We start from the raw sequence: 16,927 nt of genomic DNA, 5'->3' as shown, positions 1-16,927 counted from the left end.
CTCCTTGGTTTCCGGCAATATTGTTTCTGCGGAAACAATATACGCAGACGTGCCGCGGATGGCAAAATAGTTTCCGTGAAAACCAAACTTGAGCTGATCGACGCCATCACCGGACTGATTGCCACGGTGGGTGAACGGCTCGGGAATGACGGGGAAGGTGACGCGGAACGCGATTTCCTGGCGGCTCGATGCCCGCAGCGGTTGCAGCTGCTGGCGCGTTCCCTGCCGACGTCGTCGATGCACCTGCTGGCGGAGATCGCCGAGGGACCTGTCAGCGTGGTGGGGCTGGCGGCCCGTTCCGGGCGGCTCAAGGGCACGGTGTCCAAGCAGGTGCAGCGGCTGGTGGAAGCCGGCCTGGTGGAGCGCACCCCGGTGCCCGGCAACCGCAAAGAGATCGAACTCAGCCTGACTGCCGACGGTGAACTCGTCGCCGACGTGCACCGGGAAATGCACGAGGAGATGGACCGCGGAACCCGCGACTTCTTACTGCGCTACAGCGGTGCTGACCTGCAGGTGCTGGTCAAGGTGCTCGGGGACCTGGCCGCGGCACACAAAGACGGGGTTCGGCTGGTGCCGCCCGCCGGCCGGCCGTGAGTCACTGGTTGGAGGTGACCGATTCTCCGTCCGGGTAGGTGCCGGTGACCTGGAAGATCACCCGGCGGGCCACCTCGACCGCGTGATCGGCGAATCGCTCGTAGAACCGGCTCAACAGCGTCACGTCGACGGCCGCCGTCACGCCGTGCTTCCACTCGCGGTCCATCAACACCGAGAACAGGTGACGATGCAGATCGTCCATCGCATCGTCTTCCTCCTGAATCCGGGCCGCCTTCTCCGGATCCTGGGTGAGCAGCACCTCCCGGGCGGCGTGGCCCAGTTCCACCGCGACCCGTCCCATCTCGGCGAAGTAGCCGTTGACCTCTTCGGGAAGCACATGCTGGGGGTGGCGGCGGCGCGCGATCTTGGCCACATGCAGGGCCAACGCGCCCATCCGGTCCACGTCGGCCACGATCTGGATCGAACCCACCACCGAGCGCAGGTCACCGGCCACCGGTGCCTGCAGCGCAAGCAACACGAACGCCGACTCCTCGGCCTGAGTACTCAATGTGGTCATCTGGTCGTGGTCGCTGATCACCTGTTCGGCCAGCGCCAGATCGGCCTGTAACAGCGCCTGGGTGGCGCGCTCCATCGCAGTACCCGCCAAATCGCACATGCCGGCGAGTTGGTCCGTCAATGAACGCAATTGCTCGTTGTACTGGGTACGCATGGTGCAAGGTTATGCGGTCAGCGGCGTGATAGTCACGGTCCGACGATGAACGACGCGTGAACGCGCCCCCGCCCAGACGCCCGGAACTATTCGCAGGTGGTGTCAGCCGCGTTCGTGACGGTCAGATCCTCCGGCAGATGCGTCGGGCTACTGCTGGCGCCCTTGATCACGTGTACCTGCACCTCCGACCCACTCGGGGTCGGCGGATTCACCGAGTAGAAATCGGTGCCCAGCACCACCTGCACCACGTCGCCCATCCCCGTCACCCGTTCGATCGTCGGGTTGGCGAACGAGCTGGCCACGGTGGCGGCAGCCTCCTCGTTCCCGGGCGAGAAGAACACCGTGGTCGCCGGCAGCATGCTGGGATAGTCGTCCGGAGTGTTGACGTTGAAGCCGTGTTCCTGCAGTTCGGTGGCCGCTGTGGAGGCCAGGCCGCTCTGCCCGGTCGAGTTGGACACCTGCACCGTGACCTGCTGCGGTTCGGTGGTGACCGCGCTGACCGTCTCTCCGCTGTCCGTGGCGGCCGGAACGGGAGCCGCCGTCGCCGTTTCGGGCGTCTGTGACGGCGCTGCGGCCTGCACCGATGACGTCGTCGACTCCGGAGTGCCCGGCACCGGGCTGTTGTCCGGATTCTTCTCACCCGGCAGCGGGTCGTCGTTGATGATCGCGTCGAACAGGGCCCGCATGTCATCGGTGCGCGGCACCTCGTTGCCGTACTCGTCGGCGTATCCGACCGTCGGCACCGTCACGAACGTGATCCGGCCGGCGTTGACGCCCTGCACGGATTGACCCAGGTCGACGAGGTCCTTGGTCTTGATGTTGTCGACGAAGCTGTCGCTGATGAACATGTTGACCACGTTGTTCAGCTTGTTCAGCGAGAAGAAGGTGTCCCTGGAGATCAACGAGCGCAACAACGAGGACAGGAACAGCTGCTGGCGTTTGATGCGGCCGTAGTCACCGTTGTACTCGGTGGTCACCTGGCGGGCCCGCACATAGTTCAGTGCGGTGTGACCGTCGATCATCTGACGGCCGGCCGTGGGCAGGACGGTGCCCAGCTCGTAATCCTCCAGCGGCGTGGTGCTGCACACCTCGACCCCGCCGAGCGCGTCGACCATCTTGGAGAAGCCGGAGAAATCGACGGCCATGAACCGGTTGATGGACAGACCGGACAGCTTCTGGATCACTTTGACGAGGCATTTCGGGCCGCCGAACGCGAAGGCCGAGTTCAGCTTCGTCTCGGTGTAGACCTCGTCGGGTCCGTAGGTTTCGGTCTCCTCGTCGTACAGCGGGCCGTAGGCCGCCGTCTCCGGGTTCCAGGGCTCGCACTGCATCGGGGTGATCGACAGGTCGCGGGGGAACGACACGGCGACGACGCGTTCGCGGTTGGCCGGGATGTTCACCAACATGATGGTGTCCGAGCGGGCACCGCCGGCATCCTCGGTGTCACCGGCGCCCATGCCCGCGTTCTCCCCGAAGCGGCTGTCGGTCCCGACGATCAGGAAGTTCTCGTCACCGAACTGCGCGTTGGGGTCGAGGATGTCGCGCGAGTTGGGATCGAGCGCGGCCACCTTGTTGAGGCTGTTGTTCTTCGAGCTCTGCCACTGCCAGGCTCCGCCGGTGAGGACCAGGGAGAGTACGGCGATCATCGCCGCGATGGCCCGACCGGCCAACATCACCCGATGGTTGCGCTGCGGCCGGTGCTCGTCGGTGTCCTCGCCCCATCCGTCGGCGGGCTCGTCGGCGTCGTGGCCGTTCGGTGCCACCCGGCCGGCGCGCCACGAGGGGCGCGAGCGGGCCAGGTCGTAGTCGTACACCTGGACGGCCGGCAGGACATCGGTTCTCGCGTGGTCGGTCTCGCGGGTGTCGTGCTCGGTTGATGCCGGCTCATACGGCGCGTCGAACGGAGCCTCGAACGTCTCGAAAGGTTCTCCGAACGGCTCCGGGAAGGCCTCGTGGCCGGGAAAGTCCTCCGGAAAGGCTTCGGGGTAATCCTCGGGTCCGCGCACTGCCGGGATGACGTCGGTCGGGTCGGGCACCTGCGGGCGGCTGTACGCCGGCTGGTGCTCTGGCTCCGGTTCGGCGTCGACGACATCCGGGTCGACGGCGTCGTCTGCGTCGGCTACGTCGTCAAAATCGTCAGCATCGTCGGGGTCGAGGCGGTGGCGCGTCGGTGTGAACCCGGTGCCGGCCACCTTGGCGATCAGATCGGCGACAGTTACCCCGTCGGCGTGGCTTCCGGTCGGCTCGTCGAGTGGTGAATCATCGGGTAGGGGCCGATCTTGACGTTCCCACGGCGCGGCGCCTGGCAAAGGCCGCGGCGATCGGGTAAGCCATTGGTTGTCCGACTGACCCTCGGGCGTGCGGTGCCGACGGCCGGGAGTGGCGTTATCACCGTCACTCATGTCCTTACCGGCCTCCGACTCTTCGAGCTTGCGCGAGCGCGTCGGTGCGCATCGCTCCCACTGTTGTGCTGGGCGCTGCTGAGGTTTTCTCCTCATCTCTTCTAGCAGCACTGTGCCGCGCTGGCTACCTGAGCCGGCCGCGGCAAGGTCCTCATCGTACTGAGACATCCTGAGACTGATCTAGACCCAACCTGGTGACAGAGCCATCTCGATGCCGTCTCGACGACAACGGATCAGCCCCCGGAGTTCATCACATCGGCCGCCACCGGCACCGCGCAGTCGTCGGGATCGTCGAGCCAGCCCTCGGGCAGTGACACCGAGGCGGCCGAGCCCTGCCGCCCGCGCGGACCGCCGGCAGCGGCCGGGAAGGGGACGTCCGGGTCGAGTTGACCGAGCAGCTCGTCGAGTTGGGCGCGCGTCTTGACCAGGGCCAGGCCGCGGCGCAGATCGGCCCCGGCCGGAAAGCCGTGTAGATACCAGGCCACGTGCTTGCGGATGTCACGCATGCCCTTGTCCTCGCCGAAGTGCTCACTGAGCAGTTCGCCGTGCCGACGCACGATGTCGGCCACCTCGCCCAATGTCGGGGGCGTGGCGGCCGGGCGGCCGGTGAAGGCCGCCGACAGCTCGGCGAACAGCCAGGGTCGGCCCAGGCAGCCCCGGCCGATCACCACGCCGTCGCATCCGGTGGCGGCCATCATGGCCAGTGCGTCGTCGGCCTCGAAGATGTCGCCGTTGCCCAGCACCGGGACCGTGGTGACGTGAGCCTTCAACGCGGCGATCTGATCCCAGTCGGCCGTGCCCGAATAACGTTGGGCCGCGGTGCGAGCGTGCAGTGCGACGGCCGCGGCGCCCTCCTCGGCGGCGATCCGCCCCGCGTCGAGGTGGGTGTGGTGCGCGTCGTCGATGCCGACCCGGAACTTCACCGTCACCGGAATGTCGGTGCCCTCGACACCGCGCACTGCGGCGGCCACGATCTGGCCGAACAACCGCCGCTTGTACGGCAGCGCCGATCCGCCGCCGCGCTTGGTCACCTTGGGCACCGGGCAGCCGAAATTCATGTCGATGTGGTCGGCCATGCCTTCGTCGGCGATCATCTTGGCCGCCAGGTACGTGGTGTCCGGGTCCACGGTGTAGAGCTGCAACGAGCGCGGTGATTCCTCGGGCGCGAACGTCGTCATGTGCATCGTGACCGGGTGGCGTTCGACCAGGGCTCGCGCCGTGACCATCTCGCAGACATACAGGCCACTGACCGTTCCGGCCCGGGCGATCTCAAGCTCGCGGCACAACGTACGGAACGCCACGTTGGTCACGCCGGCCATGGGGGCGAGCACGACCGGGCTGGGCAACGCGAACGGCCCGATCCGCAGTTGGGATCGGGCCGGCGCTGCCGTTTCGGCGGGGAGAGTTGCTACGACGATGACGACACCAACAGGTTCTTCATGGCCTTCTTCTCGGCCACCTTGCGTTCGCGCTCCAGGCGACGCTCCTTGGCAACCTCGAACTTGTCGCAGGCGTCCTCGAGTTCCTCGACGATGCGGCCGAGATCGTCACGCAGCCGCGCGCCCTCGCCGGTGAAGTCCTCGCGCTCGAAGATGCGCCACTTGCGCAGCACCGGCATCACCACGTCGTCGAGGTGGATGCGCGGGTCGTAGACACCGCCGACGGCGATGACGACGGCCTTGCGGCGGAAGTCGGGCACGGTGTAGCCGGGCATCTTGAAGTTGTCCAGCACCCGGTGCAGCGAGGCCATGCCCTGGTTGGGCGCGATGTCCAGGCCGGCCGCCGAGACGTCCCGGTAGAAGATCATGTGCAGGTTCTCGTCGGCGGAGACGCGCTGCAGCAACTGGTCGGCGATCGGGTCGTCGCAGGCCTTGCCGGTGTTGCGATGGCTGACGCGGGTGGCGAGCTCCTGGAACGACACGTACATCACCGAGTCGAACAGGCTCTCGGCGAACAGGTCGCCCTGCTGGTTCTGGCCGGGGGAGAAGCCGCGGGTGACCTGCTCGACGCGCAGTTCTTCGAGTTCGACGGGGTCGACCGCGCGGGTGACGACGAGGTAGTCGCGCAAGGCGATGCCGTGACGGTTCTCCTCGGCGGTCCAGCGGTTGACCCACTCGCCCCAGGCGCCGTCCATGCCCATGTTCATCGCGATCTCGCGGTGATAGGAGGGCAGGTTGTCCTCCGTGAGCAGGTTCTGGATCATCGCGGTCTTGGCGACCTCGGACAGCTTGGACTGTCCGGGCTCCCAGTCCTGCCCGCCGAGCGCGTAGTAGTTCTTGCCGTCCGACCAGGGGATGTAGTCGTGCGGGTTCCAGTCCTTACGCATCCGCATGTGGCGGTTGATGCTGGTTTCGACGACAGGCTCGAGTTCGTGCAGGAGCTGCAGGTCGGTGTATTCCTGCGACATATGCCCTCAACTCTCCGTGGCGCCCCTCCGGGACGCTCAGTTATCTGTACCTGTTGGTTGCAGTCAATATATCTGTGTAACCCGGTGACATTCAAGTTACTCCGCGTGTGTCATACGAGCGCTGCGGCGCGCGGTTTGCGACGGTACGATCCGCAGTCACAGGCGTTGGTTACCCACACTCGGAGGTTGGGCACACGTGAAGAAGCTCATCGTCGTCGGCACCGGAGCTGCCGTCGCCACCGGTGCGGCGGTATCCCTTCTTTTCGGGTCGGGCCTCGCGGCCGCTGCGCCCGACGTGGTGGGGCAAACCTACTCGGACGCCTCGGCCGCGATCGAGGACAGCGGCGCGAGCGCCAAGGTTGCCGTGACCGTGGGCAGCAAGCTTTCTCAGGGCGACTGCATCGTCACCAATGCGTGGGACGCTCCGTTCGTGCGCGACGGTGGCGGCGAGTTCGGCCATGCCGACGGCGAGGTCATGGTCGCGCTGAACTGCGACGGTGCCCACGCCACCGCCAACCACTCGGGCGCCTCGATTGCCAGCCCGGCAGGTCGTGAGGCCAAGGCCGCTGATGATCTGGAGGCTGCGAAGCAGGCGTACGCCGAGCAGCAGGCCCAGCTCGCCGAGCAGGAAGGGCTTGCCGAGGCCAGCACGCCCGACGAGTAGCCGTACCCGTTCGCCTTGCCGCCACATAGCGTTCACGCGCAATTCCTTTCTGCGCCATAGCATTTCATTGGTCTCTCGGTAACCTCGCGCACTGACGTTGCAGTCGGTGATGAGCGTGAGGAGTCGGGCGCTGATGAGGAATCTCGTCGTTTCTGGGGTCGGAGTGGTCGCTTTCGCTGCCGCGGGACTTTTCGGTGCGGGTGGGGCGTCTGCCGCCCCTGATGTGGTGGGTGACAAATACGGAGACGCCGCCGCGACGATCGAGGACGACGGCGGTACGGCCAAGGTCGCGGTGACCGTCGGCAGCAAGCTGTCGCAGGACGATTGTGTGGTCACCCATGCCTGGGACGCCCCGTTTGTGCGCGATGCCGGCGACGAGTACACCCACGCGGACGGTGAGGTGATGCTCTCCCTCAATTGCGAGGGCGGGTACGCGTCGTCGACCCACTCCGGCGCGTCAGTGGCCAGCCCGGCCGGCCGCGAGGCCAAGAAAGCCGCCGACGAGGCTGCCGCCGAGCAAGAAGAACTCGCCGAAGCCAGCACGCCCGACGAGTAGAAGTCACGGTCTGTGAACCGGCCCCGCGGCTAGAATTCAACTAGCTCCCCGTAGCTCATGGCATGGGTCATGGGTCGTGGGGCGACTCAAGGCACTACCGAAAGCGCTGCCGCCCCACTCCGGGAGAGATCACCGGACGGGAAGGTCGGGTCAGATGAAGATCGCGATTGGGTTCGGAAGTGTTTTTGCCACGTCGGCGGCGGGAATCGCGCTTGCGATGACCGGCGCTGGGACCGCCGGTGCGTCCCCGGCCGTGGTCGGTCAGACATACAGCGATGCGGTCAGCGCGATCGAGGGCGGCGGTGGCTCCGTGCACGTCGCGGTCACGGTGGGCAGCCGGTTACCGCGCGATGAATGCATTGTCACCCACGCGTGGACTGTCCGACCGCTCGTGCCGCAGACCTCCGACACCTACTTCGAGTACCGCGAGGACGTGACCCAGGTGGCGCTCAATTGCGATGGAGACCATGCCACCGAGACCCATCCCGGGGCGTCGATCGCCAGCGAGGCAGGCCGGGAGGCCAAGGCTGCCGAAGACGAGGCCGCCGCCGCGCAACAGCCGATCGTCGAGGCCAGTACGCCCGACGAGTAGCGCGGATCAGAAACTGCCGACCCGGCCGACGAGCATGTCGACGCAATAGTCGATGAACTGTTCCCGGCTGGCCGGCAAGCGGTCGTCGAGGTAAGCGGTGAACAGCGCGGTGAGCGCACCGATCAGACTCGTGGCGACCATGGCCTGACGGACCGGGTCGGCGATCCGGGTCAGCTTCCGCTGCAACAGCCCGATGAAGTTGGGCATCCACTCGGCGCCGGACCGCGTCAACACCGGCTCGGATTCCGGGGCCAGGAGCAATACCCGGCCCCGCATGGGGTCGTCGACCATGAGGGAGACGAACTGCTCGACCGCCTCGCGCGGCGTGACGGCGGTCGTCAATGCGGACATCGCCCGGGCGCAGACGTCGTCATAAACCGCCCGGACGAAAGTGTCACGGTCGGCGAAGCTCTCGTAGAAGTACCGTTCGGTGAGTGCGGCAGCCCGGCACACGGCCCGTACCGTCAAGGCCGGTCCGTCGGATCTGCCCAGCAACGTGACGCCCGCGGTGATCAGCTCGTCGCGGCGACGGGCCGCACGTTCCGGCAGAGGAACGCCCGACCATCGGCCGCGTCGTTGACCGGAGGGCACATCTACTCCTAGCGTCCGGGGCAACTGAGGTTGTCACACCTGCGACACAAGATACTTCTGAGCCAGGCTCGGTGACCAGCAGATCCGCGGGCGCTCCGGCCGCTCTGGGTGCCGGGAAACAGGGCTCCGTCGGTGCCTCAGCGTCCGACGAGCGAGGAGTACTGCGGGCAGTAGACCTTGACCGCGCCCCACACCACGTGGGTGGCCTGACCCTTGTCGATGCCGGCTTTATTACGAAGCTGGTTGATGATGCCCCGCACCGTGCGGGCCGGCTCGATCTTGCCCTTCTCGACCGCATCACAGACGCCACGTCCGACCGTGCCGGCCTCCTCGGCCGAGTTGGTGGGGACGCCCAGATCCTTGACGATCGTGAAGAACTGGTCGTCTTGAGCGGTGGCGTGCGCCGGTGCGACCCCCACAGCGGCGCCTACGGCCAACGCGGCAGCGCAGATCGCCGTGGCTGTGACGCGAATGCTCAGGCGCCCGGAGGACATGCGGTGACTCCTTCATCGAAAACGGCCGACCTCGCGCTCAACGATAAACGGGCCGGCCCGAGCGCGCTCGCCCATGTGGCCCAAGCCCACACCTGTGAGGTCGCCGTAGCCGAGCTGCTACCCGTGTGAAATTGGGTGGCAACGGTTTCCGCCCAGGCTGTCGCCATGACGACCATTTATGACCAGATCGGCGGCGCCGAGGCACTCGAGACCGTCGTCGACGATTTTTACCGGCGGGTGCTGGCCGACGACCAACTGGCCGGGTTCTTCAGCGGCACCAACATGGCCCGGCTCAAGGGCAAGCAGGTGGAGTTCTTCGCCGACGCGTTGGGCGGACCGGTGGCCTACAGCGGGGCGCCGATGCGTCAGGTCCATCAGGGCCGCGGGATCACCATGCACCACTTCAACCTGGTGGCCGGTCATCTCGGTGACAGCCTGGCCGATGCCGGAGTGCCGGAGGCGCTCGCCGGGCAGATCATCGCTGCGATCGCGCCGCTGGCCGACGAGATTGCCACCGCGCGGAGCGCGTGAACGGCGACCGTGAACCCGCCTTGCGGCGGGTGTCTGGTGCCCCCAGTAGGGCTCGAACCTACGACCTGCGGATTAAAAGTCCGTAGCTCTACCAACTGAGCTATAGGGGCGCGAGAAGACAGGGTACAAGATGACGCAAATTGGTGTTGCGACCACACGGTTTGAGGATTTGGGCATCTGTACCCTAAGCTATCGAAGCTCCCAACGAACGAGGTTGACGAGTGCCCCGGAGAGATTCGGATTAGGCCCCCATCGTCTAGTGGCCTAGGACGCCGCCCTTTCACGGCGGTAGCACGGGTTCGAATCCCGTTGGGGGTACGCAACACGGAAACGTGGAGCATGCAGGAAAAGTAAGGCCCTGTGGCGCAGTTGGTTAGCGCGCCGCCCTGTCACGGCGGAGGTCGCGGGTTCGAGTCCCGTCAGGGTCGCCATCACGGCGAGGCAGTTCGGTTTGCAAGAGCCGGTGCCTTCCGGCCAGGTAGCTCAGTTGGTACGAGCGTCCGCCTGAAAAGCGGAAGGTCGCCGGTTCGATCCCGGCCCTGGCCACTGAGAGAACCCACCGGCGACGGTGGGTTTTTCTGCTATCTGGGGACGTTGCTCAGGAGCCCGAATCTGACACATGTGACACATCGGCTTCCTATTCTCCGCGGCGGTCTACGAGGTGACACATCTCGTGTCACGTCGGCCAAACCTTCGACGACCTCTGGATTCCCGACACCGTGAACGACGGTTCGATTTCTACGGCCTTGTACCAGTTCTTTGCGGCGTACTTTCACCAGGACTGGGATCTGGAAGCCGACGACTGGGAAGGAATTGTCGGCGGCTACGCGACCGATCACCCGAGCGCAGAGTCCTTACTGGCGTTGGCCCAGGAGATCGACGGCCTGTGCGCAGCCCGCTCGGAGCCGCACCTCGAAGAGTTTCTCGTGAACACTGTCGGCGTCTACTACGGCCCCGAGCCGCTGACCTACAAGGAGTGGCTAGCCCAGATCGCAGACCGGTTGCGCCAGTACGCCGCCGAGCTCGGCAACGGCAACGCGTCCTTGCGTTGATCTCGACACCGAACTGTTGGTCACGGCTATGACGAAGACGCTCGCCGCGAGCGGTCTCGACGAAGTGCCGCAGTGATTTGCTGTGGAGGATGACGTGGCTTACATGCCGGGGCAGCTGCTGTTCTGGCGGCCGGCGCGGCGATGATCGGCGGCGTGGCTACCCGCCGGGGCTACACCGTGCGCAGCACCTTGTTCATCGGCTTGCCGCGCGCCAGCTCGTCGACGAGCTTGTCGAGGTAGCGGATGTTGCGCATCAGCGGATCCTCGACCTCCTGTACCTTGACCCCGCACACGACACCGGTGATCAGCGAGGCGTTCGGGTTCAGCGAGGCGTCGGCGAAGAACTCCGCGAATGTCGTCTCGTCGTCGAGGTGGCCCCTCAGCGTCATCTCGTCGAACCCGGTCAACCAGCAGATGGCCTCGTCGAGTTCGGCCTGGGTGCGGCCCTTGCGCTGCATCTTCGCCAGGTAGTGCGGGTACACCGCCGCCACGGCGGTGCCGAAGATCCGGTGCTCCATGCGTCGAGGCTACGGCGTGGTGACCTTTCTGCCCGCCGTGCCAGACTTCGTTCGTGACCGGCAGCGTGGATCAGATCCCCAAGGCCACCACCGAGTGGACCGCTCAGGCCGGCGACGCCCGCCGGGCAACACTTTCAATCCTGCGGCAACCCGCGATGTGGAAACGGCTGCTGACATTCACCACGGTGGTCGCCGCGATCGCCGCAGGCGTGTACGTCGTCAACGGCAGCGGGTGGCTGGTCGGGTTCGTGATATTCGCGGGGGTGGCCGTGGTGTACGCGGCGTTCGCTCTCACTGTCAGTCTGGTGTGCGCCTACATCCCGAATCGGCGCGTCCTGCGCACTGGATCGCGGTGGGCCGCCGGCGGCGATGAAACCCGAATCCGTATCGACACCCCTGCGACCACCCTGGTCATCGACCGCAGCAACATCATCTCGGTCCGCACGGCCGGTGCGCTGATCGTGCTGCGGGTACGCCCCAAGCAGGTTCTCGGCATCCCGACAGCGCTATTCGCCGATCCGGCACTCATCAGCCTCATCGACTGATGCGACCGGCGTCGAGTACGGCGAACTCACGCGGTAGGGGGAATCTCCACCGGATGCTCACCGAAAGGATCGATGACGATCCCCGCACTTCTCATGAGTTCGATCGAGCGGTTGGTGTCCATCACGGTCTTCACGTCACCTTCGAGGACCATGTACGCGGCCCGGTTCATCCGCTCATAGAAGGCCTTCATCGAGTCAAAGGTCCGAAAAACCGGTACATACCGCACGCCATCTCGTTCCAGCAGGAACAGTTTCTGCCGGCCGTCCTTCGTGTCCCCAAAGGGCGTGGAGTAGAACACTTTCAGCCGCCAAACATCAGCGTCGTCGGCGGGCGGAACGGTCGCGCCTGACGATGGTGTGAAGCGACCAGGGGAGCGGACAGGCGCCGGCGGGCCGGCAAGAGCATGGGTGACCTGCTCGCGCACCACTCGCTCCAACTCGTCTCGGTCAGGGGGTAATCCCGGTGCATGCCCGGGTTCGGCAAGCAGCACAACAGGTTTGGTGAGCCCTGCAACGGTCACGGTGCCGACGGGTGTCAGCAGCGTGCCCGGCAGGATGGCAACCTCACGCTCTTCAGGGTGGCGTGAGAGCGGCCCGACGAACCGACCCGTGACGGTGACGATCGCCGCGACCCGGTCTGCCGTGAAGTTCTCGGTGGCGATCCGTGGATCAGCCGACGTGGGAAGAACCGCCGTCACCGTAAAAGACTCCCGCGGCGGCGGACCGCTCATGCCGCGGTAGGTGATTCCCGGCGTAGCGGGAAGCGTGGCAATGGCATCAGGCACTCGCACAGCTGTGTATACCACCGCAACCGGCTCGTGGGACCGCACGCCGATTCTTTCTCGAGCCTTGACGGAACCGCACCTTGGTCACTTTTTAGCGCGGTTCTCCGTCGCTGCATCGTCGTACGCTCTCCACCATGACCGACGGGTTCCTCGAGGAACTGGAAGCCCATGCCGAAGTTCGTCTCGGATTGCGTGCGGCCAACGCACTGGGGATGTTGCGGGATCGGTGGGTGTTCGTCGGGGAGGACCACGATGTCCTGCGCGCGCTGACCGAGCAGCTCGGCAAGGACCCTGAATACCGTGAATTCGCGCAGCGCATCCTCACCCTCGCGGACTCGCGACTGGCGGCCATCCATGAGGGGACCGAGCCGTTCGTCGCCGACAAGGCGTTCACCGCGGCCGACGCACGGGTGATCGAGCGAGCTGCGCTCGTCGCGCTCAGTCTGGACGCCGACTGGGCCGAGCCCATCCCCCGATTACTCGGACGAGCCGCCATCGCACCCCAGGCGGCAGCCAAATCAGCGCCGTCCCAGGCGGCGGCTTTCGCGTTGGCGCGGGCCATCATGGCCGCGCCGACCCCCGAGAGTGTGGCGGGTCTCGCCGACACCACGCGCGACGTACGGCACGCCGGGCTCAAGAAGAAGTTCGCCCGGTACACGAAGGAGGCTCGCCGGGCGATCGGCGGGCGCCCGGACGTCGCCTTACGCCTACCTCTCGAAACCGCGCCCACAAAGGCCCAATTGACCACGTGGACCAAGGCGTTGGAGGCGGGATGGCTCGTGGGCGCGTCGTGGCCGTATCAGACCTGGGTCGAGGCGGCCTTCGCCGCGCCGGTCGCTCCGATCAGTGCCGGCCTGGTCTGGCGGATCGTCGACGGGCCGGCGTTCCTCGGCGCACCGGGCGACTTCGCGGACGCGGAGGGCCGCCCGGTGACCGTCCCGGCCACCTCCAGGATCCGGCTCTGGCACCCCGCCGCGGCGGCTCCCGCCGAACGGAGCGCGTGGCGGCTTCGCGTCCGAAGCCTGCGACTGGTGCAGCCTTTCGTGCAAGCGTTCCGCGAGCACTACACCGGTGTTGACGCCGACCGGTTGGTCGCGGTGCACGCGATTCTGAACGTGCGGCAACTGAGCGGGCTGTACCGGGCGGAGGGATGGACCAGCGAAGGCCACGAGACCATCGCCCGACGGGTCGGGATGGTGGGTGCGGAGATGTGGTTCAACGCCCCGGTGTACCCGGGCTCGGGCGTGGAGACATGCAGTGCGGTAGGCCTGCGGGTGGGCGCCGTGGGAATGGCCGCCGACGGCTCGGTGACACTTGCTGCCGAGGGATGCGACGACGTGGTCGCGGTGTGCGAGATCATGCGCTCGGCGGATCTGATCCTCAGCGCCTCCACGGTCGCGCACGACGGCGGCGCCTCGACTCAGTCACCGGCGGGGGTACTCGCCACGCGACGAGTGGTTCTCGAGCACATCCTGGCCGAACTCGGCTCGGCCGAGCCGGTCGAGATCGGCCAAAGGCACCTGGGGGTCAACGGATTCAGGATCAGCCTGGCCACGGGCCGCGTCACCAGGGACGGTGACCCGGTCGAGGTCACACCGAAGAAGCGCCACGGGCTGTGGCAACCGGCCGCGGACCGATTGTTGACGACGATCGTCGGAACCGTCGTGGCGCTTCTCGAAACCTAGATCTGCCAGTCGTTGGAGCCGTCGTACCGGGTGTAGGTGCCGGTCGAGTTCTGCACGATGATCGGATCGCCGGGCTTGACGGTGTCAAAGAACCACTTCGCGTTGGCGGGGCTGATGTTGATGCAGCCGTGGCTGACATTGCGTTTGCCTTGATCGGCGACAGACCACGGCGCGCTGTGCACGAAGTCGCCGCTGTCGTCGAACCGGACGGCCAGATCGACCGTCAGCTTGTATCCGTTCGGCGAGTTGACCGGGACACCGTAGGTGGACGAATCCATCACCACCGACGGCAGTTTTTCTTGCACGTAAAACGTGCCGTTCGGAGTTTGGTGGCCGCCGGATGCCTTGCCCATCGACATCGGGATGGTTTTTTCCACGGTCCCGTTGCGGGTGACGGTCAGTTGGTGGGTGGTGTCGTTGGCCGTGGCCACCAGTGCGTCGCCGACGGTGAAGTTGGACACCGTGCCGGCGGCATCGACGGTGACGGCGGTGTGTGCCGGCCAGAAGCTCAGCGGACGCCAGCGCAGTTGCGTCGGGGTGATCCAGTAGAACTTGCCGGGAACCTCCGGGACCGACGAGATGTGGATGGCGTTTTCGGTGGCGCCGGCATCGTCGACGGGGCCCGGGAAGTTGATGATGACGGGTTGGGCAACGCCGACGGTCGAGCCGTCTGCGGGCACGAGCCTCGGTGGCTCGAACGGTGCCGGATCTGCCTGTGCGGCACCGGCGCCCAGTACCAACGCACAGCCCACCATCGAAGCCGCTGCGGCTGCCCGCAATGCGCCGAAAAGTCTTCCCGTCGTCCCGTCGCTCATCTCACCATCGTGTCACGCTGGTCGGACCGCTCGGTGTTTCACCGCCCTACCCACCGCCACCAGCGGGTCCGTCGTGTCTCGACGCCGGCATGTGCGTCACGTTTGTGCCGGCACACCTCGCCGGCCGCGGCCACCGCGACCGGATCGAAGCCCGACGGCACCGGGCCGCCGGCCACCAACGCCCGCACAAGGGCCTCCTGTCGCTGAGCCAAGGAGTCGGTCATGTCCATGCCTTCCGTGCCCAGGTCGTGATCGGTGCGGTCCCCGCGGCCGCGGCGATCGCATCCAGCTCGTCGAACAGTTCTGCGGCCGGTGGGTAGCGGCCGTCACGCTCCAGCATGAACGGCGTATCCACCCGCTCACGTAATGCGGTGACCAGCTCGAGCACTTCGGCAGGTGTCCGGTTGGTGTGGGTGTCGTGGTAGAAATCCTCGCCGTCGCGTCCGCCCGCGACGTGGCTGTAGGCCACCCGCTCGATCGGTAGCCGGGCCAGTTCCCGTTGCGGGTCCAGACCCCGATTGCGGGCATTGGCATAGACATTCGCCACATCGAGCACCAGGAGCGCCCCGGTGCGTTCGACCAGTTCGGTGAGGAACTCCGACTCGCTGAGATCCGATTCCGGCCACTCCACGAACGAGGCAATGTTCTCCACCGCCAACGGCACCGGCAGCTGGTCGGTGACACATTGGATGTTGCGCGCCAACACATCCAGCGCTTCGTGGGTGCGGGGGACCGGCAGCAGGTGGCCCGCCTCGATGCCGCCGGCGCGGACGAACGCGACGTGCTCGCTGACCAGTGGCGACCCCAGCGCCTGTGCGCACGCCGCCAACCGGCGGACCCGGGCCGGTTGCAGCGCCTCCACGCCACCCAACGACAGCGCCACCCCATGCGGGATCACCGGGACGCCGGCGGCCGCCAGGTCCGTGAGCATCGGCTCCGGTCGGGCCCGGCCGCGCCGCACCGGCACCGATTCGGCGATCACCTCACAGAACCCGGGCGTCAAATCGGCGATCACGCCGGCGATCTCGCGGCGCCAGCCCAGGCCCAGGTCGCCCAGTGCGGGCACGGCGCGGTCCGTGGTCATCCGCCGCACCCACCACAACCGCCGCATCCTCCGCAACCACCACCACCGCCGCCGTCGCCGCCGCAAGAGGCCCCGCAGCCACCGCCGTCGCCGCCGCCGGAATCGCCGCCGGCAAGTTCCACAGAGCTCGAGTAGTCACCGTCGATCGCCCACAGCGCGCCGGTGCCGAACAGGGCGGCGGACAACGCCACCCCGACCGGACCGTAGGTCTCGAACGCGGGGCGCTTTGCCGGATCGAGGTAACGCAGCTCAAGCTGCCTGGCGGCCAGCAGCTTACGACCCGCACGGGTCAACCGATTCACCTCGAGCAGGTGCGGAAGCACGAGCGTCGCGCACAACACGGTGGTGACCACCACCGCGGCGAACGTCACCGCCAGGCGAGGTTGCTCGGACAGCGAGGGTCCCAGGTAGATGGCGTAGCCCACGCCGACTGCCAGGACGGCGATCAAAGGTGCTGTGCCCCATCGCATGCGGGCTCGTTCGGCAGAGCTCCGCACCAGACCGCGGTCGCTCAGGTGCTGTTCCAGGGCAGCCAGGTCGTTTTCGGAGTCGGCGAACAGGCCCGGCACCGTGTGCTCCGGATCGGTGGCAGCCCGGGCCAGCACCCGCTCGGCGAACGGATCGGCCTCCTGGGACTTCACCGCCGGGTCCACCCGCCGGTTTCCGGTGATCCGGCCACTGGCGCGCAGGCCGGCCAGGGCGGTGACCACCGGGGCGATGTTCGAGCGTAGGAAGGCCAGCTCGGTCGGGTTCAGCGGTTCGGTCACCGCAGGCTTGCGCGGCGTCATCACGATCCGCCAGATCACCGCGAAGATCATTGCCGCGGCCAACCCGGCCAGATAGCCGTATCCCGCATCGGACATCGCCGACGCGTACCAATCGATGAGCTTCTCGATCGACATCACAGTCACCTCCCTGGTGTTCGGTCCAGATCACCGTGCC

20 protein-coding genes and 4 tRNA genes are annotated in these 16,927 nt (G+C 66.6%); 11 read left to right on the top strand and 13 right to left on the bottom strand.

Annotated features, from left to right (window positions below; translation table 11 throughout):
* Positions 1-75 precede the first annotated feature (75 nt).
* Entirely contained in the window at positions 76-594 is a 519-nt protein-coding gene (locus A5740_RS21270; protein WP_076197316.1) for a MarR family winged helix-turn-helix transcriptional regulator, read from the top strand.
* Position 595: 1 nt separating this feature from the next.
* On the opposite strand, the gene phoU is transcribed toward A5740_RS21270, so the two are convergent.
* The 4 genes from phoU to A5740_RS21250 form a co-directional block, all read right to left on the bottom strand.
* Positions 596-1,264, bottom strand: a complete 669-nt coding sequence (gene phoU / locus A5740_RS21265; protein ID WP_076197314.1) for a phosphate signaling complex protein PhoU — start codon at positions 1,262-1,264, stop codon at positions 596-598.
* Between the two features lie 86 nt (positions 1,265-1,350).
* Positions 1,351-3,666 carry an LCP family protein gene (locus tag A5740_RS21260; protein ID WP_083654312.1) on the bottom strand — a complete coding sequence of 772 codons (2,316 nt, stop codon included), beginning with the start codon at positions 3,664-3,666 and terminating at the stop codon, positions 1,351-1,353.
* A 233-nt stretch (positions 3,667-3,899) separates the two neighbouring features.
* Positions 3,900-5,033 carry a tRNA dihydrouridine synthase DusB gene (dusB, locus tag A5740_RS21255; protein WP_076197310.1) on the bottom strand — a complete coding sequence of 378 codons (1,134 nt, stop codon included), beginning with the start codon at positions 5,031-5,033 and terminating at the stop codon, positions 3,900-3,902.
* A gap of 41 nt (positions 5,034-5,074) precedes the next feature.
* Positions 5,075-6,073 (bottom strand): acyl-ACP desaturase, encoded by a 999-nt coding sequence (locus A5740_RS21250; protein ID WP_076197308.1) that lies wholly within the window; start codon positions 6,071-6,073, stop codon positions 5,075-5,077.
* Positions 6,074-6,269: 196 nt separating this feature from the next.
* Here A5740_RS21250 and A5740_RS21245 point away from each other — a divergent pair, with 196 nt between their 5' ends.
* The 3 genes from A5740_RS21245 to A5740_RS21235 all read left to right on the top strand — a co-directional run bounded on the left by A5740_RS21245 (position 6,270) and on the right by A5740_RS21235 (position 7,885).
* Positions 6,270-6,737: a hypothetical protein gene (locus A5740_RS21245; protein WP_076197306.1), complete on the top strand. Its 468-nt coding sequence runs from the start codon at positions 6,270-6,272 to the stop codon at positions 6,735-6,737.
* A gap of 133 nt (positions 6,738-6,870) precedes the next feature.
* Entirely contained in the window at positions 6,871-7,293 is a 423-nt protein-coding gene (locus tag A5740_RS21240) for a hypothetical protein (RefSeq protein WP_076197304.1), read from the top strand.
* Positions 7,294-7,447: 154 nt separating this feature from the next.
* The gene (locus tag A5740_RS21235) at positions 7,448-7,885 is read left to right on the top strand and encodes a hypothetical protein (protein ID WP_076197302.1); all 438 of its coding nucleotides are present in this window, start codon (positions 7,448-7,450) and stop codon (positions 7,883-7,885) included.
* Positions 7,886-7,891: 6 nt separating this feature from the next.
* Here A5740_RS21235 and A5740_RS21230 read toward each other — a convergent pair whose 3' ends face one another.
* Entirely contained in the window at positions 7,892-8,476 is a 585-nt protein-coding gene (locus A5740_RS21230) for a TetR/AcrR family transcriptional regulator (RefSeq protein WP_076197300.1), read from the bottom strand.
* Positions 8,477-8,613: 137 nt separating this feature from the next.
* Positions 8,614-8,970, bottom strand: a complete 357-nt coding sequence (locus tag A5740_RS21225) for a DUF732 domain-containing protein (RefSeq protein WP_076197298.1) — start codon at positions 8,968-8,970, stop codon at positions 8,614-8,616.
* 165 nt (positions 8,971-9,135) lie between these two features.
* Here A5740_RS21225 and A5740_RS21220 point away from each other — a divergent pair, with 165 nt between their 5' ends.
* On the top strand, positions 9,136-9,501 hold the full coding sequence (locus A5740_RS21220) for a group 1 truncated hemoglobin (RefSeq protein WP_076197296.1): 366 nt from the start codon (positions 9,136-9,138) through the stop codon (positions 9,499-9,501).
* 34 nt (positions 9,502-9,535) lie between these two features.
* Here the strand turns inward: A5740_RS21220 and A5740_RS21215 are convergent.
* A tRNA-Lys gene (locus tag A5740_RS21215) sits at positions 9,536-9,611 on the bottom strand.
* A gap of 135 nt (positions 9,612-9,746) precedes the next feature.
* Here A5740_RS21215 and A5740_RS21210 point away from each other — a divergent pair.
* The 4 genes from A5740_RS21210 to A5740_RS21195 all read left to right on the top strand — a co-directional run bounded on the left by A5740_RS21210 (position 9,747) and on the right by A5740_RS21195 (position 10,553).
* Positions 9,747-9,819, top strand: a tRNA-Glu gene (locus A5740_RS21210).
* A gap of 36 nt (positions 9,820-9,855) precedes the next feature.
* Positions 9,856-9,932, top strand: a tRNA-Asp gene (locus A5740_RS21205).
* 41 nt (positions 9,933-9,973) lie between these two features.
* Positions 9,974-10,047 (top strand) — tRNA-Phe (locus A5740_RS21200).
* Positions 10,048-10,220: 173 nt separating this feature from the next.
* On the top strand, positions 10,221-10,553 hold the full coding sequence (locus tag A5740_RS21195; protein ID WP_076197294.1) for a contact-dependent growth inhibition system immunity protein: 333 nt from the start codon (positions 10,221-10,223) through the stop codon (positions 10,551-10,553).
* Between the two features lie 170 nt (positions 10,554-10,723).
* Here A5740_RS21195 and A5740_RS21190 read toward each other — a convergent pair whose 3' ends face one another.
* A complete protein-coding gene (locus A5740_RS21190; protein WP_076197292.1) occupies positions 10,724-11,071 on the bottom strand; it encodes a DUF2200 domain-containing protein in 348 nt (115 codons plus the stop codon).
* 53 nt (positions 11,072-11,124) lie between these two features.
* On the opposite strand from A5740_RS21190, the gene A5740_RS21185 reads away from it, so the two are divergent.
* On the top strand, positions 11,125-11,616 hold the full coding sequence (locus tag A5740_RS21185) for a hypothetical protein (protein ID WP_076197290.1): 492 nt from the start codon (positions 11,125-11,127) through the stop codon (positions 11,614-11,616).
* Positions 11,617-11,642: 26 nt separating this feature from the next.
* Here A5740_RS21185 and A5740_RS29205 read toward each other — a convergent pair whose 3' ends face one another.
* The gene (locus A5740_RS29205; protein WP_076197359.1) at positions 11,643-11,921 is read right to left on the bottom strand and encodes an SseB family protein; all 279 of its coding nucleotides are present in this window, start codon (positions 11,919-11,921) and stop codon (positions 11,643-11,645) included.
* A gap of 614 nt (positions 11,922-12,535) precedes the next feature.
* Here A5740_RS29205 and A5740_RS21175 point away from each other — a divergent pair.
* Positions 12,536-14,086, top strand: a complete 1,551-nt coding sequence (locus tag A5740_RS21175) for a DUF4132 domain-containing protein (protein ID WP_076197288.1) — start codon at positions 12,536-12,538, stop codon at positions 14,084-14,086.
* On the opposite strand, the gene A5740_RS21170 is transcribed toward A5740_RS21175, so the two are convergent.
* From A5740_RS21170 to A5740_RS21155, 4 genes are read right to left on the bottom strand one after another with little or no spacing between them, the layout of a single operon-like run.
* Positions 14,083-14,901 carry a L,D-transpeptidase family protein gene (locus tag A5740_RS21170; RefSeq protein WP_076197286.1) on the bottom strand — a complete coding sequence of 273 codons (819 nt, stop codon included), beginning with the start codon at positions 14,899-14,901 and terminating at the stop codon, positions 14,083-14,085. The two genes, A5740_RS21175 and A5740_RS21170, sit on opposite strands and share 4 nt — an antisense overlap.
* A gap of 38 nt (positions 14,902-14,939) precedes the next feature.
* The gene (locus A5740_RS21165) at positions 14,940-15,125 is read right to left on the bottom strand and encodes a hypothetical protein (protein ID WP_254849281.1); all 186 of its coding nucleotides are present in this window, start codon (positions 15,123-15,125) and stop codon (positions 14,940-14,942) included.
* Positions 15,122-15,985 (bottom strand): DUF692 domain-containing protein, encoded by an 864-nt coding sequence (locus tag A5740_RS21160; protein ID WP_076197357.1) that lies wholly within the window; start codon positions 15,983-15,985, stop codon positions 15,122-15,124. The genes A5740_RS21165 and A5740_RS21160 overlap by 4 nt, the downstream gene beginning before the upstream one ends.
* Positions 15,982-16,887, bottom strand: a complete 906-nt coding sequence (locus tag A5740_RS21155) for a TIGR04222 domain-containing membrane protein (protein WP_175616317.1) — start codon at positions 16,885-16,887, stop codon at positions 15,982-15,984. The genes A5740_RS21160 and A5740_RS21155 overlap by 4 nt, the downstream gene beginning before the upstream one ends.
* Positions 16,888-16,927: the final 40 nt, after the last annotated feature.

Source organism: Mycobacterium sp. GA-1841 (assembly GCF_001954135.1).
GTDB lineage: Bacteria > Actinomycetota > Actinomycetes > Mycobacteriales > Mycobacteriaceae > Mycobacterium.
Note: the sequence above shows the minus strand (reverse complement) of the source record. Positions and strands in the feature narration are given on the sequence as shown.